We start from the raw sequence: 15,510 nt of genomic DNA on the forward strand, positions 1-15,510 counted from the left end.
GCTATAATAAGAACATTTCTAAAAAAAGATCTGAAAAGGGAGGAATCTGAAATGTATCACGCAATTTTGTTTGACCTGGATGGAACACTCACTGATTCCGGAGAAGGAATTATGAAATCCGTACAATATGCCCTGGAAAAAATCGGGAAGCCGGAGCCGGATCTGGATAAGCTTCGGGTATTTGTGGGGCCTCCCCTTCATAAAGAATTCATGGAGTATGCCGGGATAGACGAAGAGACCGCGCGGCAGGCTGTGGCATATTACCGGGAAAGATATACACCCGTTGGTGTTTACGAAAACAGTCTTTACGATGGAATCCGCGAGATGCTTGAGGGGCTAAAGGCAAGAGGCTACAGACTGGGAGTGGCATCCTCAAAGCCGGAGCATTTTGTATTGATCGTGCTGGATCATTTCAGAATCAGAGAGTATTTCGATGTAATTGTGGGAAGTGAGTTAAGCGGTGCCAGGACAAACAAAGCGGAAGTAGTGGAAGAGGCTTTGAAGCAGCTTGGACTGGAGGATCACCGGGAGCAGGTTGTGATGGTAGGGGATAAGGAGCACGATGTTTTCGGCGCAAGAAAGGCGGGCTTGGAATGCGTGTCTGTTTCCTATGGCTACGGTACCATGGAAGAGCTTACAAATGCGCAGCCGCTTAAGATCGTAGGATCCCCGGAGGAATTGTTGGATTTTTTCGCGTAAGCCCCTTAAGAAAGCGGAGAAAGGGGGCGTTGGTATGGCGGGCGCTTTATCCGATTGGAATCCATTTTTTGATCTCGCAGGCCGTCGCCTATGCGGGCAGATATTTTCTGGTTGACAGGGCAGGTTTGGAGAGAACGGCCTATAATCAGTATGCCATGATGCTTACAGGGATCACGGGACTTTTCGCTTTGATTCCCGCTATGTATTTTTATAAAAAAGACAGTGCTGCCAGAGCAGCTGGCGGAATCGTGCCGGAAAAAAAGGCAAAGCCGCTGTCCGTTTTGGAATACGGAATGTTTCTCATTATGGGAGCGTTTCTGGGAATATACGGAAATCTGATCGTAAGTCCTCTGAAGCAGCTTACAGACTCATCCGCTGTCTATCAGGAGGCAATGAACGCCATCATGGATGGGAAAAGCATGCTTGTGATGATTTTTTGGATAGGCATTCTGGCACCTCTGGCGGAGGAGGCGATTTTCAGATGGCTGATCTATCTGCGGCTCAGGGATCATATGCAGATCGCCGGGGCAGCCGTGCTCTCCGGATTGCTTTTCGGAATTTTTCATATGAATCTGATCCAGGGTGTTTATGCACTGATTCTGGGGGCGGCTTTTGCAATGCTCATGGAATGGAGAGGAAGGATTGCTTCCAGTGCGCTTCTTCACATGGGGGCAAACATCGCCAGCCTTTTATTGGGTGAATACCTTCCGGTTGTAATAGAAAAGGGTGCATATGGGATTTTTATGGCAATTTTTATGTCAGGAACTCTTCTGGCCTTTGCGGGCATTGTGATCTGCCGCAGAGATTATGAAAAGAGGGGGAGAAAGCGTAGCGTTTAGCAGTTATTACCGCGAGCAATGAGCCAAGCGCGGGTGCTTGCACACGCATTTGGCGAATGCTGCGAGGGTCAAATACCCAGCAGGGGAACTGAGGGGTATTTGACTGAGAAAAGAAAGCTGTTTTGTCAGATGAAAGAGTCTTGACAGAACAGTTTTTTTATTATATGATTACACCATACCCCGGTGGGGTGTATAAGCGCGAAATGCAAGCGCTGGCTATACGGCGTATGCTTTGCGCATAACAGGGCAAAATCTTGAGAGGAGGAACGGAATGCAGGCAGAAAAACAGAAAATTGCCCGTCTTTTAAAGACGGCAAGGGGACAGATAGATGGAATCTTGCGAATGGTGGAGGAAGACCGCTACTGTATTGATGTTTCGCAGCAGCTTATGGCTACCGAGGCCATTTTAAATAAAGTTAATAAGGAGATCCTGACAGCGCATCTGAAGAACTGCGTGGCACAGGCAGAGACAGAGCAGGAAAGAGAGCAGAAGATCGATGAGCTTGTTTCCATGCTGGGAAAAATTATGAAATAATACGGCATAAGGAGGATAACATGAGGAAAGAAAAGTTTGACGTGACAGGGATGACCTGTTCCGCCTGCTCCTCCAGGGTGGAGAAATGTGTTTCAAAGCTTGAGGGAACAGAGAAGGTGAGTGTAAACCTTCTGACAAACAGTATGCAAGTGGAATATGACGAGGGTATTCTGAGCGAAGAGCAGATCATAAATGCTGTGGTAAAAGCCGGATACGGCGCGAGCCCCCAGACAGAGTATGGCGGAGGCGCAGCAGCGGGAGCGGCTGTCCAGACAGATTCTCCCAAAAAGAATCCTGTGGAGGAGCAGATGAAAAACATGAAGATGCGTCTGATCGTATCCTTTGTTTTTCTGGTGCCGCTGATGTATGTGACCATGGGACACATGGTGGGGCTGCCTCTTCCTTCTTTTCTGGATGGTATGGAAAATGCAGTCAGCTTTGCCTTTACACAGTTTCTGCTGTGTATTCCCATTATATTTGTAAACAGAAAATACTATATCAAAGGCTATCAGACCCTGTTTCATCTGGCACCGAATATGGACAGCCTGATCGCCATTGGCTCTACCGCGTCCCTGGTGTACGGCATTTTTGCCATCTACCGTATGAGCTACGGCCTGGGGCAGGGAAACATGGAGCTGGTGCATCGGTATTATCATGATTTGTATTTTGAGTCCGCAGCCATGATCCTTGCACTGATCACAGTGGGCAAGTATCTGGAAACACGCTCAAAAGGAAAGACCAGCGAGGCGATTACCAAGCTTCTGGATCTTGCACCAAAGACCGCTGTGGTGGAACGGGGCGGTACGGAGAGCGAGGTTCCGGTGGAGCAGGTGCAGGTTGGGGATATTGTGGTGGCTCGTCCGGGAAGCAGCATTCCGGTAGACGGATTTATTGTGGAGGGAAGTACCAGCGTGGATGAGGCAGCGATCACAGGTGAGAGTATTCCTGTGCATAAGCAGGTGAATGATACGGTGATCGCAGCTACTATGAATAAAACCGGATTTATCAAATTTAAGGCGACCCGTGTGGGAAATGACACGACCTTTTCCCAGATCATCCGGCTTGTGGAGGACGCCAGCGCCAGCAAAGCACCGATTGCGAAAATCGCAGATAAGATTGCCGGAGTATTTGTACCAGGGGTTATGGGAATCGCCCTTGTGACCGCCATTGCATGGCTGGCTGTGGGAGCAACCTTTGAATTCGCTTTATCCTGTGCTATCAGCGTGCTCGTGATCTCCTGCCCCTGTGCTTTAGGTCTTGCGACTCCTGTGGCGATTATGGTGGGAACAGGAAAAGGAGCGGAGTACGGCATTTTGATCAAATCCGGCGAAGCTCTTGAGATGGCCCATAATATTGACAGTGTAGTGCTGGACAAGACAGGTACCATCACCCAGGGAAAGCCTGTGGTGACAGATGTGGAAACAGTCCTGGGGATTGGGGAATTCCTGGCGGTTGCAGCAGGTCTTGAGCAAAAGAGCGAGCATCCTCTTGCTGAGGCGATCCTGGAATATACAAAGAAAAATTCCATTTCTCCTGTAACGGTAACAGATTTTGAATCCGTGCCGGGCAGAGGTGTAAAAGGAAAGATTAAAGGCGTCTGGTATTTTGCCGGAAACAGGCGTATGATGGAGGAAGCTGGAATCGTCTCAGAGCAGGAGATTTCATTCCGGAATGCCGCCGGGGAGATCATAAAGAGCAGTGTCGGAAAACGTCTGGATATTCTGGCGGATGAAGGCAAAACGCCTATGCTTTTTGCTGATGAAAAGAGAATTCTGGGAATCCTGTCTGTGGCAGACGTGGTGAAGCCTACCAGCAGGGAAGCGGTGCGGCAGCTTAAAGAGCAGGGAATCCAGGTAGTCATGCTGACAGGCGACAATAAAAGGACGGCAGAGGCAATCAGGAGACAGCTTGATATTGATACTGTGATCGCAGAGGTCTTGCCGCAGGATAAAGAAAAAGAAATCGCACGTCTTCAGGAGCAGGGCAAAAAGGTTGCCATGGTCGGGGATGGGATCAATGATGCGCCGGCTCTTGCAAGAGCTGATGTGGGTATGGCGATCGGCGCAGGAACGGATGTGGCGATCGAAAGCGCGGATGTGGTGCTGATGAAAAACGATCTGTTGGATGTGGTGACAGCGGTACGTCTCAGCAAGGCCGTGATCCGCAATATCAAGCAGAATCTGTTCTGGGCATTTTTCTACAATACCCTGGGAATTCCGGTGGCAGCAGGTGTGTTTTACCATGCCTTCGGGCTGAAGCTGAATCCTATGATCGGGGCGGCAGCCATGAGCATGAGCAGCATTTTTGTGGTGACAAATGCTCTGCGGCTGAAGCGTTTTGAGGCATCAAAGGGAGCAGGGACAGAAAATGTTTCGAAGGTTACACAGGAAGCAGTGCTTCAAAGCAATGAGATAGAACAAAGCAGAATTAATAAGGAGGATGTCACTATGATCACAATGAAAATTAACGGAATGATGTGTCCGCACTGCCAGGCAGCAGTTAAGAAAGCGCTGGAAGCATTTGAGGGCGTGACCGCAGATGTAAATCTGGAGGACAAGGCTGCGTATATCACAGCAGCAGGCGAGGCAGATAAAGATGCTCTGGCAAAGGCTGTGACGGATGCAGGATATGAAGTCGTATCTGTAGAGTAAAAAGAGTTGGGCCGCCGGGTGAGGCAAGCTGCCGCGGTGCGGTTCGCAAAGAAAATAGCTGAGTCGCCCGAGTTTTACGAAACGGCGGCAGGTTAATTTTTCAAGGCGTTTGTGTGCAGGAAAAGGAGCACACAGGCGCCTTTTTTGTATCATATGACGGATTTATAAAACTTTTATATTTCAGCGGGTTGTCGAAATGACTCGTGTATGATAACATAAGTGTATTAAAACACTTAATACACTTACACGCGAGGAAGATTTATATTTGACGGAAAGGAGAGGATAATCGAATGATTGTTTTAGATTATCAGGACAGACGTCCGATTTATGAACAGGTGGTAGAGAAATTCCGTCATCTGATCTTAAGCGGCGTTTTGTCGCCGGGAGTGCGGATGCCGTCTGTGCGGCAGCTTGCCATGGAGCTGTCCATAAACCCCAATACCATCCAGAGAGCGTATAACCAGCTTGAGCAGGAAGGCCTGATCTATCCGGTAAAGGGCAAAGGCAACTTTATTGCTGACAGTGAAAACATCCGTGAAATCAGCAGAAAAAGCTATATGGAGGAAGTGAATGCCCTGGTACAAAAGGGAAAGAAAATGGGGATTGAGGAAGAGGAACTGATCTATATTATCAGAGATTGTTACAAGGAGGGGACAACATGATAGAGGTAAAGGAATGCAGCAAAACCTTTGATGATATCAGAGCTGTCAATGGCGTCACGCTGGACATTGGTGACCGGGAGGTTTTCGGCCTGCTGGGAAGCAACGGTGCGGGAAAAAGTACGCTGCTGAGGATGATGGCGGGGATTTTGAAGCCGGATTCAGGAGAAATCCTGCTTGACGGTGAGCGTGTATATGAAAATGAAGAGGCGAAAAGCAATTTTTTCTACATATCCGATGACAGCTATTTTCCCGGCAATTATACACCAAAGGATTTATTATATTTTTACCGGAACTTTTATCCGTCTTTTCAGCTTCAGCGTTATGCCAAGCTGATGAAACAGTTTCGGTTGGACGAGAACAGAAGGATCAGCACCTTTTCAAAAGGAATGAAAAAGCAGCTTCTTGTTATTCTCGGAGTGAGCGCAGGTACAAAGTATCTGTTATGCGATGAAACCTTTGACGGACTGGATCCAGTGATGCGCCAGGCGGTAAAAAGCCTGTTTGCGGCAGAGATCATGAACAGGGAGTTTACGCCTGTGATCGCATCCCATAACCTGCGGGAGCTGGAGGACGTATGTGACCATGTGGGGCTTCTGCATCGTGGGGGAATCCTTCTGTCAAAGGATCTTGAGGATATGAAATTCCATATCCATAAGATTCAGTGTGTTCTCACAGACAAAGAAAAAGAGAAGGATCTGGAAAAAGAATTAGATATCCTGAAGCTTCAGCGTCAGGGGTCCCTTCTGCTGATCACAGCGAGAGGGACGCGCACAGAGATCATGGCGAGGATCCAGTCAAAAAATCCTCTGTTCTGCGAGGTCATTTCTCTGACGCTGGAGGAAATTTTTATCAGTGAAACGGAGGTGGCAGGATATGAAATCCAGAATTTATTCTAGCGGATACGTAAAGACTACATCGAAGGGAACACTTTGGATCCCTGTATTTTTGGCAATTGGATTTCTCATGGCTTTTCCGGTGGCTGAGCTGATAAAGCTGGGAAACTGGTTTGGAATGGAGTATACGAGAGATCAGGTCGGGATGCTTTATGAAAATCTCTGGAAGGATGGTTTTCTGACTACCGGATATGTGATTGTGGTAATTGCTGCGGCGATAAACAGTATCAGCCAGTTCTGGTATCTTTATTCTGCAAAAAAGGTTGATTTTTATCACTGCCTTCCTGTAAAAAGAAGTGCAATGTTCTGGCATAAGGCATATGTAAGTGTTCTGTATTACCTGATCCCTTATGTGGTAATGGAATTCCTTTCTGTCTGCATTGGAGCTATGCGGGGATTCTTCAGTCTGCATTTGATGAAGCTGGCACTTATCATGCTGCTTTTACATCTGCTTTTATATCTGATGCTCTATTTTGGGATCGTGCTGGTAATTTCACTGACAGGAAACCTTCTTATGGGAGGAATTTGTCTGGGAGGGCTGGTCCTTTACGGTCCGGTGCTTAGCGAGCTGATCAAAGCTTACCAGGCGAGCTTTTTCGATACCTATGCACACATGTCATATGGGCTTACAGAATTTCTGTATGATTACGTAAGTCCGGTAAATCTGGGCATGGTGTCCATCGAAAGATACAGCGATGGAAAATGCGGGCCGGCTGTACTGATGATCCTGGCAGTGACGATGGTTCTGGGAACAGCAGGTTATTTTGCCTATGTAAAAAGATCCTTTGAAAATACAGGAAAAGCGCTTGTTTATCCGTGGACAGCCATAGTTTTGCGCTTACTGGTAGTGATACCGGGCGGACTTTTAATCGGGATCCTTTTCTATATGACACCTACGAATGTAAAATCCCGTGTTCCCTGGTGGATTTTCGGCATGATAGCGGGAACGATCCTGGTACATGGAATTTTGGAGGTCATTATCCAGATGGATTTCCGCAGATTTTTGGGGCATAAGCTGCAGCTTTTGCTGTGCGGTGCTGTTGTGGCATTGTGCGCCTTAAACTACCAGTTTGACCTTCAGGGATACGATTCCTATATGCCGAAATATGACAGTATTGCCAGCATGTCGTCCAGTCTGGGAATGCTGGGAGAATATTTTAGCGATGTAACAGAAGAAAATGGGTATTACAAAATCAACGAAAATACCTATGTGAGCGGAGGACAAAGCGGCTATGATATCGGGATAAGCCAGGATATCTATAAGGTTATAAAGGAATCTGCAGAATTTACCAAACAGGCGCATTATAAGGAGGATGAGTACGGGATCGATTATACACAGTTTTCATTTGGGTATTTGCTGAAGTCAGGAGAAACGATATATAGAAATTACTACATGACCGCAGAGCAGGTGGAGGAGCTGCTTTTGGCCTGCTACACGGAGGGAACACTGAAGTCCATAAAATATTCTTCTTTGGAGATTGACACGAAATATCTGAAGAGAGTGACAGGTACCTTCTGTACAGGAAATGAATATGTACTGTTCCAAAACGACAGCGGTAAGCGGGTTGAACTGGTAGAAGCGCTGAAGGAGGATATAAAAGAGGCGTCTTCTACTACTCTGACAGGGATGCCATGCGCCATGCTTGCTTTGAGCTACGAGGGTGTTCCGCGGATTACAACCATTACCTCTATGGTTCCGGGACATAGCAGCACATGTTATATGAGTTCCGGTTTTTATGTATATCCCGAATTCACACGGACTATTGCAATTTTGAAGGAAACAGGGTATCCTTTGTCTTTAGAAGAGGTTTCTCTGGATAAGGTGGAAATCCGGTATTGGATCGGGGATTCCGGCGAGGAAACAGAAACCATTACCTATGTGGATAAGGAACAGCTTCAGGAGATCAAGAAGGCGCTGGTATCAACGGCACTTTACCCGTCATGGAAGCCTTATGTATGCGACTGGTCTGAGATAAATCTGTATCTTGACGGGAAGGAAGCTGGGGACGACTGGCTGCTGGAAAAAGATACTTATCCTGAGTTTATGAAAAAGGATGAGAAGGCCGCCCGGCCTGAGTTGGTAAAGCGTACTGCGGATATAGGCGCAGTTGCTTATGGTATGGCATATGACGGATAAGGGAGAATAAAAGGAATGGGAAAAGCAGTTCGTCTTGACAAGTTTCTGGCAGACGGCGGAGCCGGGACGAGAAGTGAGGTTAAAAAGCTGATTCAGAAGGGGCTTGTGCAGATCAACGGAGCAGCGGCCAAAGGACCGGAGCAGAAGGTTGACCCGATTGGTGATGTGGTTGTGCTGAATGGGGAAATTTTCGGTGCGGCGCCGGAGTTTGTGTACTATCTGCTGCATAAACCGGCAGGATATGTGAGCGCTACAGAGGATGCGAAGGAAAAAACAGTTCTTGAGCTTGTGCCGCAGGAAAAGCGCAGAAAGCTTTTTCCGGTGGGGAGACTTGACAAGGATACGGAAGGGCTGCTTTTGATCACGGACGACGGTGCACTGGCACATGAGCTGCTTTCGCCGAAAAAGCATGTGGATAAAACCTATTACGCTCTTTTGGAAGGAAGGGTGACTGTGGAGGATGGAGAACGTTTTTTACATGGCGTGGACATCGGAGAGAAAAATGTGACACTCCCTGCCCGGCTGGAAATCCTTTCCGTAAAGGAAAAAGAGGATGCCAGCGGAGAAAAGGTGTGGCAGTCGGAAATCCTTCTTACCATCCATGAGGGGAAATTTCATCAGGTGAAACGGATGGTGGAGGCTGTGGGCAAAAAAGTCACCTATTTAAAGCGCATTTCCATGGGACCGCTGAGACTTCCGAAGGAACTGGAAAAGGGCGCGTACCGTCCTTTGACAGAAGAGGAGATAAAGGCGCTGAAATCCTGCTGAATGATAGCAAAATAAAGGAATTTTTTAGGAAAACCCTCTTTACACAGAGGGTTTTCCTATGCTATAATGCAAAAGTTGTAAGAATAAACACGCACGGCGATTCCCTAAGGATGGTGCCCTACGGTGTGAAGGCGGGGTCTGGAAGGAAAGCGACCTGTGCGGAAGAATCTAACCAAAAAAGGAGAACAAATCATGAGCGTTATTTCAATGAAACAGCTTTTGGAAGCAGGTGTTCATTTTGGACATCAGACAAGAAGATGGAACCCTAAAATGGCTCCGTACATCTACACCGAGAGAAATGGTATCTATATCATTGACTTACAGCAGTCTGTAGGCATGGTAGACGATGCTTACAATGCAATCGCTGACATCGTAGCAAACGGCGGAAACATCTTATTCGTAGGAACAAAGAAACAGGCTCAGGACGCTATCCAGACAGAGGCAGAGCGCTGCGGACAGTTCTATGTAAACGAGAGATGGTTAGGCGGTATGCTGACAAACTTCAAAACAATCCAGAGCCGTATTGCAAGACTGAAAGAGATCGAGGCTATGGAAGCTGACGGAACATTCGATGTTCTTCCTAAGAAAGAAGTTATCGCTTTAAGAAAAGAGCTTGAGAAATTACAGAAGAACCTTGGCGGTATCAAAGAGATGAAGAGAATCCCGGACGCTATCTTCGTAGTAGACCCGAAGAAAGAGAGAATCTGCATTCAGGAAGCACATACATTAGGTATCCCGCTTATCGGTATCTGCGATACCAACTGTGATCCGGAAGAACTGGATTATGTAATCCCGGGTAATGATGACGCAATCCGTGCTGTCAAACTGATCGTTTCCAAGATGGCAGACGCTGTTATCGAGGCAAATCAGGGACAGGCTGACGTTGACGGAGAAATCCAGGCTGAGTCTGAGGAGTTTGCAGCAGAGGAAGCTGCAGAGGAGTAATACTCTATCAATATATTCAGGAGGAAAATAAAATGGCTATTACAGCAGCTCAGGTAAAAGAATTAAGAGAAATGACCGGCGCCGGTATGATGGACTGCAAGAAAGCTCTTACAGCTACAGAGGGCGATATGGATAAAGCAGTAGAATTCCTTCGTGAAAAAGGTCTTGCTACCGCACAGAAAAAAGCTAGCCGTGTTGCAGCAGAGGGTCTTTGCAAGACTCTTGTGTCTGAGGACGGAAAGAAGGGTGTTGCCGTAGAGGTAAACTCCGAGACAGACTTCGTTGCAAAGAACGAAAAATTCCAGAACTATGTTGCTGAGGTTGCAGCTCAGGCTATGAACACTGCAGCAGCAGACATCGATGCATTCCTGGCAGAGCCATGGGCACTTGACACAACAAAGACTGTTAAAGAAGCTCTGGCAGCTCAGATCGCTGTAATCGGTGAAAACATGAACATCCGCAGATTCTCTCAGGTTTCCGAGGAGAACGGTTTTGTTGCATCCTACGTTCACATGGGTGGAAAGATCGGTGTTCTTGTAGACGTTGAGACAGATGTTGTAAACGATGCAATCAAAGAGATGGCTAAAAACGTTGCAATGCAGGTTGCAGCTCTGAAGCCTCTTTACACCAGCGACAACGAAGTAAGCGCTGACTATATCGAGCATGAGAAAGAGATCCTTCTTGCTCAGATCCAGAACGACCCGAAGGAATCCCAGAAACCGGAGAAGGTTATCCAGGGCATGATCCAGGGACGTATCAAGAAAGAGCTTAAGGAAATCTGCCTCCTTGACCAGGTATACGTAAAGGCTGAGGACGGAAAGCAGTCCGTAGGCAACTACGTTGCACAGGTTGCAAAAGCAAACAACGCAAACGTTACCATCAAAGGCTTCGTTCGCTACGAGACAGGCGAAGGTATCGAGAAGAGAGAAGAGAACTTCGCTGAAGAAGTTGCTAAGCAGATGGGAATGTAATCTCATAAAATAAAGTGAACTTAAGGCCCTTGGAAATCCCGGAAAACGGGCATTTTCAAGGGTTTTTTGCGTCCTGGGGAGCAATTCATAAATTATCATATCTTACCTCATTTTGAGCACAAATTTTTGGGGTTTTTTGGAAAGATTTCCTACAAATGGTATATGAAAGTTTAGACTGTATCAATATGTCCTTCTTAATGTAAGAAAGGGAGAGACCCGCAGGTTCTTTCCCCCAGTTGCGGGCTTCGCAAGTTTCCGCAACACAATCACTGAACACAATATAACGAATTGCCGGGAAAATGTCAATGGGTATAAAAATACCTATCCCCATGAAAAAAATGATTCGGTCAGTATTAATACGGGACATGGAGATTTACAGACATCATGATAATAGAGGCAATCTGATGTGAATTCCTTTAGAATACGTTATGTAATGCCTCTCTTTAATTCTACTGTGTGAGAAGATGCTTGGAACTATACATAACGCGAAATAACACGTTTGCTATTATAATGATGGATATGTTGGATGGTACGGCATATCTTTTTAATAAGAAAACGGATTTGGATAACCGACACTGACAGGAAAAACTAAAGTTGGAAGAATAACATTATGTGCTAAAATTGGATGACGAAAAATCCGGTTGTGAAAAAAATGATTAGAGGGTATAATATAAAATAGAATTTAATTGGAAGATAAGAAGATGCTACTGCCGATATATTATATTGGCAGTAAAAATAAAAGATATTTTTATATAGGGAAATAGAAGACATATTGATAGTGTATGTAATTAAAGCAAGTGATTGTAATGGGAAGGAGGTATGGCTATGCCACAGACAATGCAAAGCCTGATAGAACAGTACATTGCAGAAATCAAAAAGATATATGGTACGCATTTACGCAAGATAATTTTGTATGGCTCTTATGCCAGAGGCGATTTCAAGGCAGATTCAGACATAGATATTATGATATTGCTCGATATGTCTGATGTGGACTTAAAGGCATACAGCCAGCAGCTTTCTTATATGACTTATGATTTTAATCTGGATAATGACTTGGATATAAAGCCTATTGCCAAAAGTGAGGATCATTTTAGAAAATGGGTAGTTAATTATCCGTTTTATGCAAATATTAATAAAGAAGGAGTGGTTTTGTATGGAGCGGCCTAAAGAAGATATTGGAACGAGAAAAGACCTTGTGCTCTATCGGCTCCAGACTGCTAAAGCCGACTTGAAATCAGCAAGAATACTATTGGCGGCGGAGGAATATAAGGGAGCGAATAATCGAGCTTACTATGCTATTTTTCATGCCATCAACGCTGTTCATGCGTTGAGCGGAACAGCTTATAAACGCCATAAAGATGCTATCGGAAATTTTAATAAGGACTATGTTAAAACTGAGATTTTTCCCAGAGAGATAGGGAGAAAAATCAGTGAAGCTGAAGAAATTCGTCATGCTAGTGATTATGATGATTTCTATATTGCCAGTCGGGAGGAATCCGAGAGGCAGGTTGCTGTGGCAGATGAATTTATACAGTTGGCTGAAACGTACTGTATGAAGCAGTTTGAAGTTCCTGAGGTAGAAGATTCTGTTATAAATGAGAAAACAGAAATAAAGAAGTCTCAAAATTTTGAAGAATCTGCCGCTCAGAAATCGTAGAATCAGCCGCTAAAATCTCTGGTTCTATGGATGGTTCGTGGTTCTGCTCCGGTTCTAAAAAGAATTGTACAATGGAAACAAGGCGCTTATTGGGTAAGACAAGGCAAGAGTGATAAAAGGTGCGTTACCATCAAGGCAATTAAAATTGATTTTGGCATGGTGTGTTTTGCATCAGGATGAATTGATGCAAAACTGAGAATCGTCAAAAGATGGAAGAACGTTGAATCGAATCAATCCGTTAGTATAATTGGGGAGGTGGTGTCATGTTTCCAAAGGTAGTACAAGTTATACCAATGAGGAATTATTCCGTTTATGTGTATTTTGAAGATGGAAAAATTGTATGCTATGATATACTTCCGATGATTGAAAAAGAGGTGTTTCAGCCTTTGAAGGATATTTCTATTTTTATGAATACCTGTACTGTATTGAATGATACACTTGCGTGGGATATTCAGGGAAACAGAGATAGTACTTTCTGTCTGGATATTGATCCAGATACGCTGTATGAGCTACCGTATATGGAGGAGCAGATTTCCTAAGATTTTTCACAGGGGGAAGAAAAAAATATCATAAATATACTGGCTATTGTCGATGGTAAGGTTTGGGGGAAGATGCTTCCCCCAAATTCCAGCAGCTATCCCCCAAATTTGAAAATGTAGATGAGCGGGAAAAGACGGGAAGCGATTTACTGTCCCCCAAAAAATATTTGGGGGATGGCCTGAATAGGAAAGAAAGCATTTGAGATCGTCTCAATATTCCAGATGCCGGAAAATGTTGGAAATATGGGCTTAAAATGTAAGTAAGATATGACAGGGCAGCAGGCGGCAGCCTCAAAAGTTCACAAAACAGATGGCTGGAAACTAGGCTATTAGAATTTTACTGCAAAAATTATAATAAAGACGAATGAACCCGTAGGCGAGAGCCTGCGGGTTTTTAAGTTATCTGCATCTTTTGAATATTTTTCCTTAAATTGAATTGATGAATTCAATATATTGTATAGGGGTTATGATTTTGAAAGATTAAAAAAAGAGGCTGATGAAAAATTTAATGAAATGGATATAACAGTAAGGCTTGGATACCCTTTTAAGCAAAATGTCCATTATACAGCTGGGGAAAGTAGTAGAGTAAAAAAGGCACAGAAAATTAATCATGATTTATATACTGAGCAAAGAGATTTTAAAATTGAAGTAAAATATTTAAAAAATTGGATAAGTTCAGCTAAGACTCGGGCAGTAAGTAAGAATTGGAGTGCATTTCAACAAGATTTTGATTGGCTTTTGGATGAAATAGATACCAAAGGAAATGGTCGGGATGCTTTTGTCATAGGGTGGTTTAATTGTGTTGAATCAATTTCGCAATTGATTCAACTTGGTAAAGGAAGTGGGGCATATCCATTAGTAGATGATAGAAAATTTGTTTATTTTCCATTTTTAATTAAGAAAAAAGATGGGGATGCAAATTCCGGTCGATCGGTACGTTCATTCCGAAATTAGCGGTATGACTATTCCGGGTTAGCGGTACGCATTTTCCACTCCAGCGGTACGTTCTTTCCTTTATTATTGTGATGTAACTATTTCTCATCACAGTGTAAAGAAAGGAGCTTATTATGCACAATTACACTACCATTATCGGTGTTTTAGAGCTGAGACTCGATCAGAAAAGCTACGACACCGTACAAAAGCGTTACCGCATTGGGAGAAGCGGAATCTCGCTCATCATGAACCGCTTCAAGGACTCTGGTTTATCTTTGGATGATTTGAAGCAAATGCCTCCTGAGAAGGTTGTTGATCTGATTTATCCGCAAAATAATCTTCGCCATAAAAACATCCCCTTGCCGGATTTTGAAAAGATTCATGGGCAGATGTTACAGATGGGAAAGCATGCGGATTTAAGTTATCTCTGGATCGAATATAAAAAAGAAAATCCAGATGATTACCAGTTATCCCAATTTTATAAATTGTATGGTGACTATGTAAAGGATACCTATGGCATTAATCGGGCTGCCATGCCAGTGGAACGAATCCCCGGAGAAAAAATGTATATCGATTGGGTTGGCGATCACCCCGCGCTTTTGTTGGATACATCCACTGGTGAATTGCAGAAGGTTCATATTTTCACAACAACGCTTGGGTTCAGCAGCCTCATCTATGCTGAGATTTTTATGGATGAAAAGCTCCCTCAGTTTATTGCCGGGACTGCACATGCACTGTCATTCTACGGTGCCGTTCCTAAATATCTTGTTCCGGACAATTTAAGAACCGCTGTTACAAAACATACGAAAGATGAACTTATTCTTCAGTCTGCGTTTTCAGACCTGGAGTCATTCTACGATACGATCATACTTCCTCCACCACCCAGGAAACCGAAAGGGAAGCCAACTGTTGAAAACCACGTCCGCTTTCTGGAAGTCCATCTGGTTGAAGAACTCAAGAAGGGCACCTACACTTCTCTTGAAGCCTTAAATGCCGCTGTTAAAAGAATAGTAGCGGACATCAACCAGCGACCGTTTCAGAAAAAATCCGATATCTGTGAATCACGGTTCAAAGGATTTACAAAGTATGAGAAACCGCGTATGAACAGGCTTCCCGGCGAGAACTACACGCTTTGCGATTACAAGTACTTCCTTAAAGTTCCTGAGAATTATCATCTTGAGTATGATGCCCACTACTACTCAGTATTGTATACCTACCTCGGAAAAACCGCAATTCTCAAAGCAACTATGACAGAAATCCGTATCTGCGATGAGTACAACC

16 protein-coding genes are annotated in these 15,510 nt (G+C 44.7%); all 16 read left to right on the top strand.

What is annotated here, in order from left to right:
- Positions 1–51: 51 nt before the first annotated feature.
- Positions 52–699 (top strand): HAD-IA family hydrolase, encoded by a 648-nt coding sequence (locus tag ACESZH_RS11830; protein WP_373215685.1) that lies wholly within the window; start codon positions 52–54, stop codon positions 697–699.
- A 29-nt stretch (positions 700–728) separates the two neighbouring features.
- Entirely contained in the window at positions 729–1,538 is an 810-nt protein-coding gene (locus tag ACESZH_RS11835; protein WP_373215686.1) for a lysostaphin resistance A-like protein, read from the top strand.
- 271 nt (positions 1,539–1,809) lie between these two features.
- A complete protein-coding gene (locus ACESZH_RS11840; protein WP_373215687.1) occupies positions 1,810–2,073 on the top strand; it encodes a metal-sensing transcriptional repressor in 264 nt (87 codons plus the stop codon).
- A gap of 20 nt (positions 2,074–2,093) precedes the next feature.
- Positions 2,094–4,724, top strand: coding sequence for a heavy metal translocating P-type ATPase (locus ACESZH_RS11845; RefSeq protein ID WP_373215688.1), 2,631 nt, complete (start codon positions 2,094–2,096; stop codon positions 4,722–4,724).
- Between the two features lie 290 nt (positions 4,725–5,014).
- Positions 5,015–5,386, top strand: coding sequence for a GntR family transcriptional regulator (locus ACESZH_RS11850; protein ID WP_373215690.1), 372 nt, complete (start codon positions 5,015–5,017; stop codon positions 5,384–5,386).
- Positions 5,383–6,282 carry an ABC transporter ATP-binding protein gene (locus ACESZH_RS11855; RefSeq protein WP_373215691.1) on the top strand — a complete coding sequence of 300 codons (900 nt, stop codon included), beginning with the start codon at positions 5,383–5,385 and terminating at the stop codon, positions 6,280–6,282. Before ACESZH_RS11850 ends, ACESZH_RS11855 begins: the two co-directional genes overlap by 4 nt.
- A complete protein-coding gene (locus ACESZH_RS11860; protein WP_373215692.1) occupies positions 6,260–8,416 on the top strand; it encodes a DUF6449 domain-containing protein in 2,157 nt (718 codons plus the stop codon). The genes ACESZH_RS11855 and ACESZH_RS11860 overlap by 23 nt, the downstream gene beginning before the upstream one ends.
- Positions 8,417–8,431: 15 nt before the next feature.
- Positions 8,432–9,184 (top strand): pseudouridine synthase, encoded by a 753-nt coding sequence (locus ACESZH_RS11865; protein ID WP_373215693.1) that lies wholly within the window; start codon positions 8,432–8,434, stop codon positions 9,182–9,184.
- Between the two features lie 192 nt (positions 9,185–9,376).
- Positions 9,377–10,129 carry a 30S ribosomal protein S2 gene (rpsB, locus tag ACESZH_RS11870; RefSeq protein WP_373215695.1) on the top strand — a complete coding sequence of 251 codons (753 nt, stop codon included), beginning with the start codon at positions 9,377–9,379 and terminating at the stop codon, positions 10,127–10,129.
- Between the two features lie 32 nt (positions 10,130–10,161).
- Positions 10,162–11,100 (top strand): translation elongation factor Ts, encoded by a 939-nt coding sequence (tsf, locus tag ACESZH_RS11875; protein WP_373215697.1) that lies wholly within the window; start codon positions 10,162–10,164, stop codon positions 11,098–11,100.
- An 825-nt stretch (positions 11,101–11,925) separates the two neighbouring features.
- Positions 11,926–12,267: a nucleotidyltransferase domain-containing protein gene (locus ACESZH_RS11880; protein WP_373215699.1), complete on the top strand. Its 342-nt coding sequence runs from the start codon at positions 11,926–11,928 to the stop codon at positions 12,265–12,267.
- Positions 12,254–12,757 carry a HEPN domain-containing protein gene (locus ACESZH_RS11885; RefSeq protein WP_373215700.1) on the top strand — a complete coding sequence of 168 codons (504 nt, stop codon included), beginning with the start codon at positions 12,254–12,256 and terminating at the stop codon, positions 12,755–12,757. The genes ACESZH_RS11880 and ACESZH_RS11885 overlap by 14 nt, the downstream gene beginning before the upstream one ends.
- A gap of 109 nt (positions 12,758–12,866) precedes the next feature.
- Entirely contained in the window at positions 12,867–12,953 is an 87-nt protein-coding gene (locus ACESZH_RS11890) for a DUF4160 domain-containing protein (RefSeq protein ID WP_373215717.1), read from the top strand.
- Between the two features lie 67 nt (positions 12,954–13,020).
- A complete protein-coding gene (locus ACESZH_RS11895; RefSeq protein ID WP_373215701.1) occupies positions 13,021–13,296 on the top strand; it encodes a DUF2442 domain-containing protein in 276 nt (91 codons plus the stop codon).
- A 453-nt stretch (positions 13,297–13,749) separates the two neighbouring features.
- Positions 13,750–14,250, top strand: coding sequence for a hypothetical protein (locus ACESZH_RS11900; RefSeq protein WP_373215703.1), 501 nt, complete (start codon positions 13,750–13,752; stop codon positions 14,248–14,250).
- A gap of 113 nt (positions 14,251–14,363) precedes the next feature.
- A partial coding sequence (locus tag ACESZH_RS11905) for a hypothetical protein (RefSeq protein WP_373215704.1) occupies positions 14,364–15,510 on the top strand: 1,147 nt, incomplete at its 3' end.

Origin of the sequence: Ruminococcus sp. 5_1_39BFAA (assembly GCF_964240875.1) — a bacterium.
Taxonomy (GTDB): Bacteria; Bacillota; Clostridia; order Lachnospirales; family Lachnospiraceae; genus Blautia_A.

Bases quoted from the DNA above. Each gene is read 5' to 3' on its own strand.
- ACESZH_RS11830 (WP_373215685.1), top strand. From the start codon at position 52: ATGTATCACGCAATTTTGTTTGACCTGGATGGAACACTCACTGATTCC.
- ACESZH_RS11840 (WP_373215687.1), top strand. From the start codon at position 1,810: ATGCAGGCAGAAAAACAGAAAATTGCCCGTCTTTTAAAGACGGCAAGG.
- ACESZH_RS11845 (WP_373215688.1), top strand. From the start codon at position 2,094: ATGAGGAAAGAAAAGTTTGACGTGACAGGGATGACCTGTTCCGCCTGC.
- ACESZH_RS11850 (WP_373215690.1), top strand. From the start codon at position 5,015: ATGATTGTTTTAGATTATCAGGACAGACGTCCGATTTATGAACAGGTG.
- ACESZH_RS11855 (WP_373215691.1), top strand. From the start codon at position 5,383: ATGATAGAGGTAAAGGAATGCAGCAAAACCTTTGATGATATCAGAGCT.
- ACESZH_RS11860 (WP_373215692.1), top strand. From the start codon at position 6,260: ATGAAATCCAGAATTTATTCTAGCGGATACGTAAAGACTACATCGAAG.
- ACESZH_RS11865 (WP_373215693.1), top strand. From the start codon at position 8,432: ATGGGAAAAGCAGTTCGTCTTGACAAGTTTCTGGCAGACGGCGGAGCC.
- rpsB (WP_373215695.1), top strand. From the start codon at position 9,377: ATGAGCGTTATTTCAATGAAACAGCTTTTGGAAGCAGGTGTTCATTTT.
- tsf (WP_373215697.1), top strand. From the start codon at position 10,162: ATGGCTATTACAGCAGCTCAGGTAAAAGAATTAAGAGAAATGACCGGC.
- ACESZH_RS11880 (WP_373215699.1), top strand. From the start codon at position 11,926: ATGCCACAGACAATGCAAAGCCTGATAGAACAGTACATTGCAGAAATC.
- ACESZH_RS11885 (WP_373215700.1), top strand. From the start codon at position 12,254: ATGGAGCGGCCTAAAGAAGATATTGGAACGAGAAAAGACCTTGTGCTC.
- ACESZH_RS11895 (WP_373215701.1), top strand. From the start codon at position 13,021: ATGTTTCCAAAGGTAGTACAAGTTATACCAATGAGGAATTATTCCGTT.